Annotated in this window: 11 protein-coding genes; 4 read left to right on the forward strand and 7 right to left on the reverse strand. The window is 72.7% G+C overall.

Annotated elements, in window-relative coordinates; all coding sequences use genetic code 11:
• Positions 1 to 14: 14 nt before the first annotated feature.
• The 7 genes from KYT88_RS01950 to KYT88_RS01980 form a co-directional block, all read right to left on the reverse strand.
• A complete protein-coding gene (locus tag KYT88_RS01950) occupies positions 15 to 1,139 on the reverse strand; it encodes an epoxide hydrolase family protein (RefSeq protein ID WP_043585586.1) in 1,125 nt (374 codons plus the stop codon).
• Positions 1,140 to 1,201: 62 nt separating this feature from the next.
• Positions 1,202 to 2,260: an ABC transporter permease gene (locus KYT88_RS01955; protein WP_043585583.1), complete on the reverse strand. Its 1,059-nt coding sequence runs from the start codon at positions 2,258 to 2,260 to the stop codon at positions 1,202 to 1,204.
• Positions 2,257 to 3,348 (reverse strand): ABC transporter permease, encoded by a 1,092-nt coding sequence (locus tag KYT88_RS01960; RefSeq protein WP_051629309.1) that lies wholly within the window; start codon positions 3,346 to 3,348, stop codon positions 2,257 to 2,259. The genes KYT88_RS01955 and KYT88_RS01960 overlap by 4 nt, the downstream gene beginning before the upstream one ends.
• Complete coding sequence (locus tag KYT88_RS01965) at positions 3,345 to 4,919, reverse strand: sugar ABC transporter ATP-binding protein (RefSeq protein WP_043585581.1); 1,575 nt, start codon at positions 4,917 to 4,919, stop codon at positions 3,345 to 3,347. Before KYT88_RS01965 ends, KYT88_RS01960 begins: the two co-directional genes overlap by 4 nt.
• Positions 4,920 to 5,013: 94 nt before the next feature.
• A complete protein-coding gene (locus KYT88_RS01970; protein WP_043585579.1) occupies positions 5,014 to 6,018 on the reverse strand; it encodes an ABC transporter substrate-binding protein in 1,005 nt (334 codons plus the stop codon).
• A gap of 152 nt (positions 6,019 to 6,170) precedes the next feature.
• On the reverse strand, positions 6,171 to 7,874 hold the full coding sequence (locus KYT88_RS01975) for a sugar ABC transporter ATP-binding protein (RefSeq protein WP_081840925.1): 1,704 nt from the start codon (positions 7,872 to 7,874) through the stop codon (positions 6,171 to 6,173).
• Positions 7,875 to 7,997: 123 nt separating this feature from the next.
• Entirely contained in the window at positions 7,998 to 9,020 is a 1,023-nt protein-coding gene (locus KYT88_RS01980) for a LacI family DNA-binding transcriptional regulator (protein ID WP_043585890.1), read from the reverse strand.
• 258 nt (positions 9,021 to 9,278) lie between these two features.
• Between KYT88_RS01980 and KYT88_RS01985 the strand changes: the two genes are divergently transcribed.
• The 4 genes from KYT88_RS01985 to KYT88_RS02000 all read left to right on the forward strand — a co-directional run bounded on the left by KYT88_RS01985 (position 9,279) and on the right by KYT88_RS02000 (position 14,662).
• Positions 9,279 to 10,235: a manganese catalase family protein gene (locus tag KYT88_RS01985; protein WP_043585577.1), complete on the forward strand. Its 957-nt coding sequence runs from the start codon at positions 9,279 to 9,281 to the stop codon at positions 10,233 to 10,235.
• A gap of 162 nt (positions 10,236 to 10,397) precedes the next feature.
• A complete protein-coding gene (locus KYT88_RS01990; RefSeq protein ID WP_147362351.1) occupies positions 10,398 to 11,702 on the forward strand; it encodes a hypothetical protein in 1,305 nt (434 codons plus the stop codon).
• Positions 11,703 to 11,734: 32 nt separating this feature from the next.
• A complete protein-coding gene (locus KYT88_RS01995) occupies positions 11,735 to 12,130 on the forward strand; it encodes a LysM peptidoglycan-binding domain-containing protein (protein ID WP_147362350.1) in 396 nt (131 codons plus the stop codon).
• Between the two features lie 93 nt (positions 12,131 to 12,223).
• Positions 12,224 to 14,662 carry a phosphoketolase family protein gene (locus tag KYT88_RS02000; protein WP_043585574.1) on the forward strand — a complete coding sequence of 813 codons (2,439 nt, stop codon included), beginning with the start codon at positions 12,224 to 12,226 and terminating at the stop codon, positions 14,660 to 14,662.
• The last annotated feature ends 7 nt before the right edge of the window (positions 14,663 to 14,669 follow it).

The raw sequence follows: 14,669 nt of genomic DNA on the forward strand, positions 1-14,669 counted from the left end.
GTCGGGGCCTCGCGCTACCGCAGCATCCGCAGGAACGCCGTGATGTCGTCCGCCAGCAGCCCCGGTTCCTCGTGCGGCGCGAAGTGGCCGCCGCGCGGCATGGTCGTGTACCGCACTACGTCGTAGGTGCGCTCGGCCCAGCTCCGGGGCGGGTGCACGAGGTCGTGCGGGAAGACGGCGACCGCTGTCGGCACCCGCACGCGCTCCACCGGCGCGGTGCGTCCGGAGCCGTGCGCGAAGTACGGGCGGAGCGAGGTGCCGATGGATCCGGTGAACCAGTAGAGGGAGGCCAGCGTCAGCAGGTGGTCGTCGCTGAAGGCGCGGGACACGTCGCCGCCGCAGTCGCTCCACGCGCGGTGCTTCTCGAGGATCCACGACAGCAGGCCCACGGGCGAGTCCTGCAGCGCGGGCGCGAGGGTGAGGGGACGCGTCTGCTGCTGGTGCTCGTAGCCGCCCTCGGCCGACTCCCACGCGCGCACCTCCTCCATGTGCGCGCGCTCCTCGTCCGTGAGCGTCGCCTCGTCGAGGTCGCGAGGTGCAGCGACCGCCATCAGGTGGATCCCCGCGACCGCCTCCGGGTGGGCCTCCGCCAGCCGCGACGTGATCCCGGCACCGAGGTCGCCGCCGTGCGCCGCGTAGCGCGCGAAGCCCAGCTCCTCGGTCATCAGCCGGTGCCAGAGCTCGTGCGTCGGCTCGTCGATCCGAGGGCGCTGCGGCGAGAGCGGGAAGCCGGGGAGCGCGGGGACGATCACGGTGACGGCGTCTCCCGGGTCGCCGCCGGAGCGCGACGGCTGGGACAGCCGCTCGGCGATCGGCACCAGCTCCAGCGCGGAGCTCGGCCAGCCGTTCGTGAGCACGATAGGGAGCCCGCCGGATCGCTCCGCCTCGAAGCGCAGGTACGAGACCGGCGTGCCGTCGAGGTCGGCGACCGCCCACGGCAGTGCGCGGATCTCGCGCTCGCGCGCCCGCCAGTCGAACCCGTCGGCCCACACGGCGGCGAGGCGGCGCAGCGTCGCCTGGTCCGTGCCGGCCTCCCACGGCTCGACCGGCCACTCCGGCGCCCAGCGGGTGCGGCGGATCCGGTCGCGCAGGTCGTCGAGGTCGGCGTCGGTGACGTGCAGGGGCAGCGGGTGGGTCATCGGGGTCCTGACGTGGCGGGCGGGCGCGGTCCCCCCATGGTCCCGCGGACCGCCGACGGGATCTACGTCCGCCGCCGCCTCGCCATCACCGCGCGCTGCAGCAGCACGAAGACCAGGAGGATCCCGCCCGTGATGATGGTGGTCGCCTCGGGCGGGATGCCGCCGTCGCGCGTGATGAGCACGTTCATCAGGCCCAGCACGAGGGCGCCGACGACCGAGCCGAGCACGAAGCCGACGCCGCCCGTGAGGAGTGTGCCGCCGATCACGGTCGCGGCGATCGCGTCGAGCTCCCAGCCGATGCCGGTGATGTTCTGCGCGCTGCCGAGCCGGGCCGTGTAGATCACCGAGGCGAGACCGGCGAGCGTGCCGCTGATCACGTAGACGGCGAGCTTGGTGCGGCGCACGGGCAGGCCCATGAGCGCGGCCGACTGCTCGGATCCACCGATCGCGTACACGGTGCGGCCGAGCCGGGTGCGGTGCAGCACGAAGAACGCGACGGCCACCACGACGAGCGCGATGAGCACGCCCGGCGTCGTCACGACGTCGTTGACCTTCGGGCCGTCGACGACCTTCATGTTCGTGGCGAGCGACCGCAGCGGCGACTCGTCGTCGAGCCGCTCGGGGACGGTGCTGAGGATGGAGGCGAGCCCGCGGCCGAGGAACATCATCGCGAGCGTCGCGATGAACGGCTGCACGTCGAAGAACTGGATCAGCACGCCCGAGACGACGCCGGAGGCCGTGCCGATGAGGATCATCAGCACCATCACCACCCACGGGTTCCAGCCCGCGTTCGCGAGCAGCACGCCCGCGACGCTGCTCACGGCGACGATCGCGCCGACGGACAGGTCGATCCCGCCCGTGAGGATCACGAAGGTCAGCCCCACGGCGAGCACGATGACGTGCGCGTTGTTGATCAGCAGGTTCGACAGAGTCGCGGCCTGCAGGATGCGGCCGTACGCGATCTCGCCGTAGGCCAGCATCACGAGCAGGATCACCAGGGCGGCGACCGTCGGCAGCGAGTCGAGGCGGAGGCGCATGCGGCGGCGCGCCGGCCGGGGAGCGGGGCCGGGTCCCGGTGCGGGGGTCGGCGTGGCGGGCTGCTGGATCGTCGTGGCGCTCATGCGGGCACGGCCTCCTTCTCGGTCGGCACGGGGGTGGGCGCCGGCGGGCGGCGCCTCGTGAACAGCGCGCGGACGCGCCGGGACTGCAGGAGCACGATCGCGACGATCACGATGGCCTTGAAGGCGGGCGTGGCCGAGGACGAGATGCCGAGGAACACGACCGTCTTGTCGAGGGTCGCGATGAGGAGCGCGCCGACGGCCGCCCCGAGCAGGTGGAACTTGCCGCCCGCGAGCGAGGTGCCGCCGATGACGACCGCGAGGATCGCGTCGAGCTCCAGCTGGTAGCCGGTGCGGGAGACGTCGACCGTCATGACGCTCGCCGTGGCGAAGATCCCGGCGACGCCCGCGAGCAGGCCGCTCGCGATGTACGCGGTGAACAGGAGCGCGCGGCGGTCGAGGCCCGCGAGGCGCGCGGCCTGCGGATCCATGCCGATCGCCTCGATCATGAGCCCGAGGGCGCTGCGCCGCACGAGCACGGCGACGCCGATCGTGATGAGCACGGCCAGCAGGAACACCACCGGCAGCCCCACGAGGTAGCCGTTGGCGACCCAGCGGAACGGCTCGTTGGCGGCGGCCGTGTTCTGGCCCGCCGTGATGACCTTCGCGAGGCCGCGGCCGGCGAGCATGATCACGAGCGTGCTGATGAACGGCTGCAGCCCCACGACGGAGACGAGCATGCCGTTGACCGCGCCGAGGATCCCGGCGATGAGGAGCGCGAGGCCCATCGCGCCGAGCGCGACGCCGAGCGAGTCGGATCCGGCCGCCTTCAGGAACTCCATGGAGACGGCGCCGGCGACCACCATGATCGAGCCGACGCTCAGGTCGATGCCGCCGGTGGCGACCACGAGGCACATGCCCACCGCGATCATCAGCACGGGCGCCGCGGCGCGGAGGATGTCGACGAGGTTGCCCACCAGGTTCCCCGTGTCCGGGTTCACCGAGAGCGCCAGGTAGCCGGGGTCCTTCGCCACGTTGATCGCCAGCAGCAGGACGATCGCGACCGTGCCCCAGAACCAGGGCCGGTGCAGCACGTCGCCGAGGCCGCGCGCGCTGGGGCGGCGGATCGGGGTGGTCGTCGGGTCGCTCATCGGGCTGCCTCCTCGGGCACGGTGTCGGGCACGGTCTCGAGCGCGATGTCGGAGACGCCCTCCTCCGCGATGGCGGCGACGATCGACTGGGCCGTCACGTCGGGTCCCGCCTCCAGCTCGGCGATCTTGCGGTGGTCCTTGAGCACGACGATCCGGTCGCTGAGCCGCACCACCTCCTCCAGCTCCGAGGAGATGAACACGACGGCGACGCCCGTGTCGGCGAGGGCGGCGACCTGCTCCTGGATCTCGGCCTTGGCGCCCACGTCGATCCCGCGGGTCGGCTCGTCGAGGATCAGCAGCTCGGGCTCCGTGGCGAGCCACCGTCCGAGCAGGACCTTCTGCTGGTTGCCGCCGGACAGGTTCCGGATGGGCCGGTCGGGATCCGCGGGCCGCACGTTGAGCTCGGTGAGGTACTTCGCGACGATGCGGTCCTTCTCCTTGCGCGGCAGGGGACGAGCCCAGCCGCGCTTCGCCTGCACGGCGAGCACGAGGTTCTCCCGCACGCTGAGGTCGCGGATGATCCCCTCGTCGCGCCGGTTCTCGCTCGAGAACGCGATGCGGTGCTCGAGCGCCTTCGCGGGGGAGGAGATGGCGACGGGTGCGCCGTCCATGGTCACGGATCCGGTGTCGGGCTTGTCGACGCCGTAGAGGAGGCGCGCGAGCTCGGTGCGGCCGGAGCCGAGGAGCCCGGCGAGGCCGACGACCTCGCCGCGGCGGAGCTCCACGTCGGTGGCGTCGAGCGAGCCCTTCCGGCCGATCCCGGTGGCCCGGTACACGGGCTCGCCCGCGGCCACCTGGCGGCTGGCGCGCTCGCGGTCGAGGGAGCGGAGGGTCTGCAGGTCCTTGCCGATCATCTCGGCGATGAGCCCGGCCCGGTCGATGTCGCGCGTGAGGTGCTCGCCCACGAGCCTGCCGTTGCGGAGCACCGTGAGCCGGTCGCTGATCGCGAAGACCTGGTCGAGGAAGTGGGAGACGAAGAGGATGGCGACGCCCTCGTCGCGGAGGCGGCGCATCACGCGGAAGAGGCCCTCGACCTCGTCGGCGTCGAGGCTGGAGGTCGGCTCGTCGAGGATCAGCACCTTCGAGTCGAGCACGGTCGCCCGGCTGATCGCCACGAGCTGCTGCAGCGCGAGGCTGATGGTGGAGAGCGGCGTGCGCGGATCCAGGTGGCCGAGCCCCACGCGCGCCAGCACCTCGGAGGCGGCGGCGTGCGTGCCCTTCCAGTCGATGCCGAAGCGGCCGCGCTTCTCGTGGCCGAGCATGACGTTCTCGCCGATGGTGAGGTTCCCGCAGAGGTTGACCTCCTGGTAGACCGTGGAGATCCCGGCGGCCTGTGCGTCGGCGGTGCCGGAGAGGCGCCGCTCGGATCCGTCGACGACGACCCGGCCGGAGTCGATCCCGTAGACGCCCGTGAGCGCCTTGATGAGGGTCGACTTCCCGGCGCCGTTCTCGCCCATGAGCGTGTGGACCTCACCGGGGAAGAGCCGGAGGTCGACCCCGTCGAGCGCCTTGACGCCCGGGAAGGAGATGGTGATGCCCCGCATCTCGACGATGGGGCTGGGTGCCTGCATGGCGCGTGCTCCGTTCCTCCGCCGGCGTCGTCGCCTGCGGGTGGGGGCGGCGGGGCGGATGGTCCGCCCCGCCGCGGGTGTCCGTGCGATCGGGTCAGAACTTCCGGTCGGGCAGCGCGGAGGCGGCCTTCTCGGGCGAGTCGAACGTGTCCGACGGGACGACGATCGACGCCTCGACGCTCTCGCCGTCGAGCAGCTTCTGCACGGCCTCGAGCGCCGTGTCGCCGAACAGCGGGTTGTACTCGGCGACGAAGCTGAGCTTGCCCTCGGCGAGGGCCTCCAGCGCGCCCTTCGTGCCGTCGATGGTCGCGATCTTCACGTCCTCGCCGGGCGTGAGGCCCGCCTCCTCGACGGCCTGGACGGCGCCGAGCCCCATCTCGTCGTTCTGCGCGAACACCATCTGCACGTCGTTCGCGTTCGACTTGAGCACGGTCTCGAAGACGCTCTTGGCCTCCTCGGTCGACCAGTTGGCGGTCTGCGCGCCGACCTTCGTGAACGCGGTGTCGGCGCCGATGACGTCGTTCCAGCCCTCGTTGCGCTCGTTGACGACGGAGACGCCCGCGGGGCCCTCGAGCGTGAAGTACTTGCCGCCCTCGGGCAGCGCGGTCTTCGCCCAGTCGGCGACCGACTCGCTCACGGCGATGTTGTCGGGCGCGATGCGGGTCGCGTAGAGGGAGGTGTCGTCGGGCTCGATGCCGCGGTCGATGAGGACCACGGGGATCTCGGCCTCCTTGGCGCGCTCGAGCGAGTCCTCCCAGCCGGAGCCCTCGGTGGCCGAGAGCAGGATCACGTCGACGCCCTCGTCGACGAACGACGTGAACGCGTCGATCTGCGACTTCTGGTCGTTGTTGGTGGCGGGCGCGTACTTGAGGTCGAAGCCGGCCTCCTTCGTGAACGTGTCCTGGATGTTCTTCTCGTTGGCCTGGCGCCAGGCGCCCTCGGGGCCGACCGCGACGAAGCCGACGGTGGCCGTCTCCCCGCCGCTGTCGGCGGCGCCGCCCGCGGTGGATCCGGTGCCCGAGTTGCTCGAGCAGGCCGCGAGGCCCAGGGCGATGGCCCCGGCCGCGGCGATGGTGGCGATGCGCCTCTTCGTGGACATGTATCTCCTCCTTGAGATGTTCGGGACGACTTCGTCCCTGACGGCCCTCGTGGGCCGGTGTTGCTGCGGTTGCGCGGGGTGCTGCCGCGTGCTCGTGATGTTACCGGTAACAACTTCGTCGGCGCAAGACCCTGTTACCGGGAACACCCGCGTCAGTGCGCGGGTGGACGCGTCGGCGGGCCGGGCGGGAACGGCAGCTCCGGCAGCGGGAACGCGTCCTCGTCCTCGTCATCGCGCGGCGCCGCGATCAGCTCGACGATGGTGTCGACCGTCACGCCCGGGCCGTTGGACAGCTCGCCGATCTTCTCCCGGTCCTTGAGCACGACGATCCGGTCGCTCACGCGCACGAGCTCGTCGAACGCGCTCGAGATGAACACGACGGCGACGCCCTCGAGCGCGAGCTGCGCGATGTGCGCCTGGATGTCGACCTTGGCCCGGATGTCGACGCCGCGGGTCGGCTCGTCGAGGATCAGCACGCGCGGCCGGATCGCGAGCCAGCGCGCGAGCAGCACCTTCTGCTGGTTGCCGCCGGAGAGCTGGCCGGCGGGCGTCGCCGGATCCGCCGGCGTGATGCCGAAGTGCTCGATGTGCCGCTCGACGAGGTCCTCGCGCTCGGCCTTCGCGAGCGGATGCGCCCAGCCGCGCAGCGCCTGCAGCGCGAGCACGATGTTCTCCCGCACGCTCAGCTCGCCGATGAGGCCCTCGGCGCCGCGGTCCTCCGCCGAGAGCGCGACGCGGTTCCGCAGCGCGTCGGCCGGCCGGTCGATCACGATGTCACGCCCGCCGAGCGTCACGACGCCGCCGTCGGCGCGGTCGGCGCCCGCGAGCAGGCGCGCGAGCTCGGTGCGGCCGGATCCGCGGAGCCCGGCGATGCCCACGACCTCGCCCGGGTGCAGCTCGAGGTCCACCGGCCGCAGCATCCCGCGCCGGCCCACGCCCGCTGCCCGGTAGAGCGGCGGCCCGACCGGATCCACCCGGTGCGCCCGCCGCTCCGAGCCGATGCGCTTGAGGTGCGCGACGTCCTTCCCGAGCATGCGCGCGACGAGCTCGGCCCGGTCGAGCTCGTGGGGCAGGTGGTCGCCCTCCTTCACGCCGCCGCGGAGGATCGTCATGCGGTCGCTCAAGGCCAGCACCTGCTCGAGGAAGTGGGAGACGAACAGGATCGCGACGCCCTGGTCGCGGAGGCGGCGGATCACCTGGAAGAGGCGCGCCACGTCGTCGGCGTCGAGGCTGGAGGTCGGCTCGTCGAGCACCAGCACGCGCGGCCGGTCGACCATGGCGCGCGCGATGGAGACGAGCTGGCGGCTGGCGGGGGAGAGGTCGGCGAGGCGGTCGCGGGGATCCAGATCCGCGAGGCCCAGCTCCGCGAGCATGGCGGCGGCGCGCGCGTGCGTGTGGCGCCACGAGATGCCGAGCCGGCCGCTCACCTCGTGGCCGAGCATCACGTTCTCGCCGACGCTGAGGTTCTCGACCAGGTGCGACTCCTGGAACGCGGCCTGGATGCCGAGGGCGCGCGCATCCGCCGGCCCGCCGAGCCGCACGGGCTCGCCGTCGACGAGGATCTCGCCCGCCTCGATCCGGTGCACGCCGAGCAGCGCCTTGATGAGCGTCGACTTGCCGGCGCCGTTCTCGCCGAGGAGCGCGTGCACCTCGCCGGGGTGCAGGTCGAGGTCGACGCCGTCGAGCGCGGTGCCGTTGGGGAACGCCACGGTGATGCCCGTCATGCGCACGGTGGGGCCGGTGGCCGCGCCGCGGCGCGGGCCGACGGGATCGGCGTCGGCGTGCGCGTCCGGGAGCGCGCCCGCGGCCGTGGGGCCGGTCGGGCGGATCGTCGTCGATCCCCGTGCGTGACGCACCTGGTGCTCCTCGGGTTCCGGGCCGTCGTGGCCGCGTGCCGGGTGGTGCCGGCTGGCTCGACTGTAGCGGCCGGGATCGGCCCCGGCGAGGGACGGGGGCGTCGGATCCCCCGGGTGTCGGATTCAGTCCACGTGGCGGGCGGCGGCGCTGGAGTCGCGCACGACGAGCTCGGCCGGGATCCGCGTCGCCTGCGGGATCTCGCGCCCCTCGATCGCGGCGATGAGCACGTCGACCACGAGCGATCCGAGCGCCGGGAAGTCCTGCCGGACGGTCGTGAGCGGCGGGAGGAAGTGGCGGGAGACGGGCAGGTCGTCGAAGCCGACGACGCTGAGGTCCTCCGGCACGCGGATCCCGCGGTCGTGCAGCCCGTGGATCACGCCGAGCGCCATCTCGTCGTTCGCCACGAACACGGCCGTGTACTCGGGCACCGCGGTGAGCCCCTTCGCGAAGTCGTAGCCGAAGTCGCTCGACCAGTCGCCGATCACGATGGGCCGCTCGCGCATGCCCCACGCCCGGGTGCGCGCGTGGAAGGCGCGCTCGCGTGCGCGCGCGTCGAGCCAGTCGAGCGGGCCGGAGACGTGCAGCACGTCGCGGTGGCCGAGGCTCGCGAGGTGGTCGACCACGAGCCGCGTGCCCGCGGACTGGTCGACCGAGACCGTGAGGAACGCCGGATCCTTCTCGGCCTTCACCACGAGCGTCGGCAGCCCGGTCGTGATGGTGCGCAGCACGGCGACCGACGAGGAGCGCGGCGCGACCACGCACAGCGCGTCGATGCCCTGGCCGGTGAGGTGGCGCACGGCCTCCTCGGGCGTCGCATCCTCCTCGTCGCGCAGCGCGAACGACGCGACCGAGTAGCCGCCGTCGCGCGCCGACCGTTCGATGGCCCGCAGGATGCTCGACGGCCCGAACTCCACGGCGCTCTCGATGAGCACGCCGATCCGCAGCGCCTGCTGCGTGACGAGCTGCCGGGCCGCGCTGTTCGGCCGGAAGTCGAGCTCGGCGACGACCTCGAGCACGCGCTGCCGGGTCGACTCCTTGACCTGCGGGTGCCCGTTGAGCACGCGCGAGACGGTCATGTGCGAGACGCCCGCGCGCTCCGCGACCTCGCGGAGGCCGAGCCGCTCGCCGCCGCTCCTGACGCTCACCCGCACTCCATCCGGCATCCTCCGAGGCGGCGACGGACGTCGCGCCCGCCGGGTCGGGCCGGTCGGATCTCCTGTAGCTGCGCACACCCTACCGGGGCGGATGCGCGCGGGCCCGGTGCGGTGGACGGCCGGACAGCCGCGCGCCCGTAACCGATCGGCCCGGCCCTGGCAAGCCCCCGGCGCATGCCACACGCCGCTCGGCCCCCGGACCAGGTTGGAGAGGCGGCGGTTTCGCCGCACGAAGAAATAGGAGCCCCTATGTACTTCCACGCACAGACCTGGATCAACGAGATCGCCGACGGCGAGCCCGACCCCGCCGCCGCGAACGCGCTGCAGGAGGGCCTCGGCGGCCAGTTCGGCGAGATGCGCACGATGATGCAGTACCTCTTCCAGGCGATGAACTTCCGCGGCGCCGCGGCCAAGCCGTACCGCGACCTGATCCAGGGCGTCGGCACCGAGGAGATCAGCCACGTCGAGCTCATCGGCACCACCATCTCGCGCCTGCTCGACGGCTCGCCCGAGTACACCGGCAAGCTCAGCGACCCGCTCGACACCCCGGGCAAGGGGGGCGCGACGCCGCTGAGCATCGCGCTCGACCACGGCAACATCCACCACCACCTCGTGGGCGCCCAGGGCGCGCTGCCCGTCGACGCCGCCGGCAACCCGTGGAGCGGCAGCTACGTCTACAACTCGGGCAACCTCCCGCTCGACCTCCTCTACAACGTCATGCTCGAGTCGACCGGCCGCCTGCAGAAGTGCCGCATCTACGAGATGACCGACAACCCCGTCGCCCGCGCGACCGTCGCGTACCTCATCGTGCGCGACCAGGCGCACGAGAACGCGTACGCGAAGGCGCTCGAGACGCTCGGCGTCGACTGGGGCAAGCTCCTGCCGATCCCGAAGACCAACGCGGAGCAGTTCCCCGAGGTGAAGAAGCTCGTCGACCTCGGCCTCCAGAGCAAGCAGTACAGCTTCGACCTCGACGGCAAGAGCGAGGCCGGCCGCATCTTCCAGGGCACGTCGCCCTCGAAGGACGGCACCGACCTCACCGCGACCGAGCAGGCCCCCGTCGGCGTCCCGTCCACCATCGCGCCCGAGCGGCTCGAGGAGTTCGCCCCGGGCCTCGACAAGGACCTGCTCGCCCTCATCCAGGAGACGGCCGAGCGCGAGCTGGCCGAGGTCGAGGCGTTCTACGGGCCGACCGCGAAGGCCTGATCCGCGTCAGCTGATCCACGCGGCGGCGCCGTCTCCTCGCGGAGGCGGCGCCGTCGGCGTGCCCAGTCGCGGCGGGGTCGGCGCGCACCCCATCCGCCAGGCGCATGCCGGTGATCCCTCCGAGGGACGCCCGCGCGCGACCGCGCTCCGTACGGTGAGGGGATGGGAATGCGGACACGGCGCCGAGCGGCGACGGCCCTCGCGGCGGTCGTGATCCTCGCGTCCGCGCTGAGCGGGTGCTCGTGGCTCCACCCGGACCCGCCCGAGGCCACGGTGTCGTCCGTGGAGGCGCTCCGCGTGCGGCTCGCCGCCGTCGACGGGATCTCGGACGTGACGACGCATCTGAGCCCGAGCGGCGAGGGGTTCGTGCCGGACGAGTGGACCGCGCAGGTCGAGGCGACCGCCGACACCCCGGATCCGGCCGTCGCCGCCGCCGTCCGCGCCGCCCTCGGCGACGGGGTCACGCAGGCGGAGCTGATCCTCTCGCTCGCGCTCCCCGCGGGAGACGGTGCGGCGCCCGTCCGACTCGACCCGAGGGACCCGGTGGTCGTCGACCTCGTGGAGACGTGGCGGCGGATCCCGGGGGTCGCGTCGGTGGATGTCGTGGACTCCGCCCGGTTCGTCTCCCTGCAGGAGGGGGTGGCCTTCGCGGAGGTGGCGGATCGCCTGCGCGCGTCGCTCGGCGACGCCGAGGGCCAGGTGACCCTCCGGCGTGGCACGGCCTCGGTCGGCGTGACCGCCGACGGGCCCCGGGCCGCGGTCCTCGGTGTCGTCGACCTGCTCGCGGCCCGGCCCGACGTGGCGGAGGTGTACGCGGTGCCCGGATCGGCCTCACCGCGCGACCGGGTCGTCGTCGAGACGCGGGACGGCGCGGGCGTGGCCGCCGTCCTGGCCGCGACGGTCGATGAGCGGGCGAATGCGGGCAGCGGACCGAGGGCAGAGTTCACCGTCCGCGCACCCACCTCCTCGTTCGCCGCGGCGGACCCGGACGAGGAGATCACGGGCTGGCTCGGACTCCCCCTCGGCTCACCGGAGCCCGGCGACATCCCGGAGCCGCCCGAGCCCACGACCCCGGCCGCCCCGCCGTCGCCCGCGGCGCCACCCGTCCTCGTCGACGTCGGCGCGCAGGAGGCCGGGGTGCGCGCCTTCCTCGAGGCCGCGGCGGTCACCACCGGTGTGCCCGCCGAGGTGACCACGGTCGCGACGCAGTGCGAGGACGGCTCCGCGGGGACGCAGGCGACCGGCAGCGTGCTCATCCCGATCTTCACCGTGATGGACGAGCCGCAGCCTCCCTTCGACGCGATCACCAGGTCGTGGACCGAGGCGGGGTTCGTCCCCGGAGGAAGCGCGATGGGCCGCGACTTCTGGAAGGCGGGCGACGGCCGCGCCGACGGGGTCGCCTCGGCGAGCATCCGCGGCACCTCCGAGGGCCTCAGCCTCTCGGCCGAGTCGGTCTGCGTTCGGTGACCGGCGCCCGCGCGGCCGCTAGCCTCGCGAGCATGACGTGTCGTCCGTTCCTCGCCGCCGCCCTCCTCGCGACGACGGCCCTGCTCGCGGGCTGCACGTCCGTCGTGGACGGCGGACCCGACCCGACGCCGGCCGTCGTGGAGGGCGAGCGCACCCCGACGACGTCGCCTTCGGCACCCGACCCCGTCGTGCCGACGGACGGCGGCCCGCGCTCCCAGGCGCAGGGCGAGGTCAGCTCCGTGGTGGGCACGCTGACCTACTACACGCCCGCATCCGGCGACACGCTGACCGGCGTCGCCGCCCGCTTCGGCCTCTGCATCGCCGACCTGGAAGCGGCGAACGGGAACTCGCAGATCATGGCCGGCGAGGAGATGCTCGTCGCCCGCACCACGGCCACGCCGCTCGACGACCACGCCTGCCTCGGCTGACCGTCGACCGGTCGGATGGCGCCGCCCCTGCGAGCCCCCTGACCGGATCCGCCCCACCCGGGACACCGCGAACCCGTCGCCGTAGGCTGATGCATGGCCTCCGACACCGCACCCCGAGACCCCGCAGCGCCCCTCTACCTCGACGTCGTGGACGGCTGGTGGCGCGCCGCCAACTACCTCTCCGTCGGCCAGATCTACCTGCTCGACGACCCGCTGCTCGAGCGCCCGCTCACGCGCGACGACATCAAGCCGCGCCTCCTCGGGCACTGGGGCACGACCCCGCTGCTGAACTTCGTCTACGCGCACCTCAACCGGGCGATCATCGAGCGCGACCTCGACATGATCTACATCGCCGGCCCCGGTCACGGCGGCCCCGGCATGGTCGCGAACGCCTACCTCGACGGCACCTACTCCGAGCTGTTCTCGGCGGCGACGCCCGACCGCGACGGGCTCCGGCACCTGTTCCGCCAGTTCTCGTTCCCCGGCGGCGTGCCCTCGCATGCGGCGCCGGAGACGCCCGGATCGATCAACGAGGGCGGCGAGCTCGGCTACTCGCTCGTGCACGCGTTCGGCGCGGCGCTCGACAATCCCGACCTCGTGGTGTCCTGCGTGATCGGCGACGGCGAGGCGGAGACCGCGACGCTCGCCTCCAGCTGGCACCTGGACAAGTTCCTCGACCCCGAGACCGACGGCGCCGTGCTGCCGATCCTCAACCTCAACGGCTGGAAGATCGCGAACCCCACGGTGCTCGCGCGCATCCCCGAGGAGGAGCTGCTCGCGCTCTTCACCGGTTACGGCTATTCCCCCCGGATCGTCTCGGGCGGCTTCGACGGCGAGGACCACTTCGCCGTGCATGAGCGGTTCGCGCTGGCGCTGGGCGAGGCGCTCGACGACATCAGCCGGATCCAGCTCGCGGCCCGCACGGGCGGCAGCGAGGAGCGACCGGCGTGGCCGATGCTGATCCTCCGCACGCCCAAGGGCTGGACCGGCCCGAAGGAGGTCGACGGCAAGCAGGTCGAGGGCACGTGGCGCGCGCACCAGGTGCCGCTCTCCGGGGTCCGCGACGACCCGGATCACCTCCGCCAGCTCCAGGAGTGGCTCGAGAGCTACCGCCCGCACGAGCTGTTCGACCGCGACGGGCGACTGACGCCCGCGCTCCAGCCGAACCGTCCCGAGGGCGACCGGCGGATGAGTGCCAGCCCGCACGCGAACGGCGGCCTGCTGCGTCGCGACCTCCGGCTGCCGCCGCTCGAGGTGAACGCGATCGACCTCAGCGACGGACGCGGCGTCATCGCCGAGCCGACCCGGGTGCTCGGCGGATGGCTGCGCGACGTGATCGCCCGCAACCCGCTCGACTTCCGGATCTTCGGCCCCGACGAGACCGCCAGCAACCGCCTCGACGACGTCTACGAGGTCACGGCGAAGGCCTGGCAGGGCGAGGTGCTGCCGGTCGACGAGCACCTGGCGCACGAGGGCCGGGTCATCGAGATCCTCAACGAGAACATCACGCAGGGGCTGCTCGAGGCGTACCTGCTCACCGGGCGGCACGGGCTCTTCACCTCGTACGAGGCGTTCATCCACGTCGTCGACTCGATGTTCAACCAGTACGCGAAGTGGCTCGAGTCGAGCTCGAAGGTGGAGTGGCGGCGGCCGGTCGCGTCGTTCACGTACCTCCTCTCCTCGCACGTGTGGCGGCAGGACCACAACGGCTTCTCGCACCAGGACCCGGGGTTCCTCGACCACGTCGTGAACAAGCGCGCCGAGATCGTGCGCGTCTACCTGCCGTTCGACGCGAACTCGCTGCTCGTGACGATGGACCACTGCCTCCGCGGCACGGACCTGATCAACGTCGTGATCGCCGGCAAGCAGCCGACCGCGAGCCTGCTGTCGCTCGAGGAGGCGCGGGCGCACGGCGCGCGCGGAGTAGGGGTGTGGGAGTGGGCGGGCACCGAGGTGCCGGGGCTCGAACCCGACGTGGTGGTCGCGTGCGCGGGCGACATCCCGACCGTGGAGGCGATGGCGGCGGTGCAGATTCTCAAGCGGGAGATCCCGCAGCTGCGCGTGCGCTTCGTCAACGTGGTCGACCTGATGCGGCTGCAGGACTCGACGCAGCACCCGCACGGCCTCGACGACGGATCCTTCGACGCGCTGTTCACGCGCGACAAGCCCGTGGTGTTCGCGTTCCACGGCTACCCGTCGCTCATCCACCGCCTCACGTACAAGCGCCACAACCACGCGAACATGCACGTGCGCGGGTTCGTGGAGCAGGGCGGCACGACCACGCCGTTCGACATGCTGATGCTCAACGACCTCGACCGGTTCCGGCTCGTGATGGACGTGATCCGCCGCGTGCCGCACCTCGAGACCACCTACGCGGCCCTCTCCCAGCGCATGGACGACGAGCGGATCGCGCACCGCGTGCACACTCGGCAGTTCGGCGAGGACATGGCCGACGTGTCGGGCGCGGAGGGGCTGCCGTTCGCTGATCCGAACCGGCAGACGGCGATCGACACCGGCGACGACAACGCGTAGCCGGGCG

Source organism: Clavibacter sp. A6099 (genome assembly GCF_021919125.1).
Lineage (GTDB): Bacteria > Actinomycetota > Actinomycetes > Actinomycetales > Microbacteriaceae > Clavibacter > Clavibacter seminis.

What these genes read in the sequence shown, in the direction of transcription:
- KYT88_RS01950 (WP_043585586.1), bottom strand. Translation starts at nt 1,139, where the DNA reads ATGACCCACCCGCTGCCCCTGCACGTCACCGACGCCGACCTCGACGAC.
- KYT88_RS01955 (WP_043585583.1), bottom strand. Translation starts at nt 2,260, where the DNA reads ATGAGCGCCACGACGATCCAGCAGCCCGCCACGCCGACCCCCGCACCG.
- KYT88_RS01960 (WP_051629309.1), bottom strand. Translation starts at nt 3,348, where the DNA reads ATGAGCGACCCGACGACCACCCCGATCCGCCGCCCCAGCGCGCGCGGC.
- KYT88_RS01965 (WP_043585581.1), bottom strand. Translation starts at nt 4,919, where the DNA reads ATGCAGGCACCCAGCCCCATCGTCGAGATGCGGGGCATCACCATCTCC.
- KYT88_RS01970 (WP_043585579.1), bottom strand. Translation starts at nt 6,018, where the DNA reads ATGTCCACGAAGAGGCGCATCGCCACCATCGCCGCGGCCGGGGCCATC.
- KYT88_RS01985 (WP_043585577.1), top strand. Translation starts at nt 9,279, where the DNA reads ATGTACTTCCACGCACAGACCTGGATCAACGAGATCGCCGACGGCGAG.
- KYT88_RS01990 (WP_147362351.1), top strand. Translation starts at nt 10,398, where the DNA reads ATGGGAATGCGGACACGGCGCCGAGCGGCGACGGCCCTCGCGGCGGTC.
- KYT88_RS01995 (WP_147362350.1), top strand. Translation starts at nt 11,735, where the DNA reads ATGACGTGTCGTCCGTTCCTCGCCGCCGCCCTCCTCGCGACGACGGCC.
- KYT88_RS02000 (WP_043585574.1), top strand. Translation starts at nt 12,224, where the DNA reads ATGGCCTCCGACACCGCACCCCGAGACCCCGCAGCGCCCCTCTACCTC.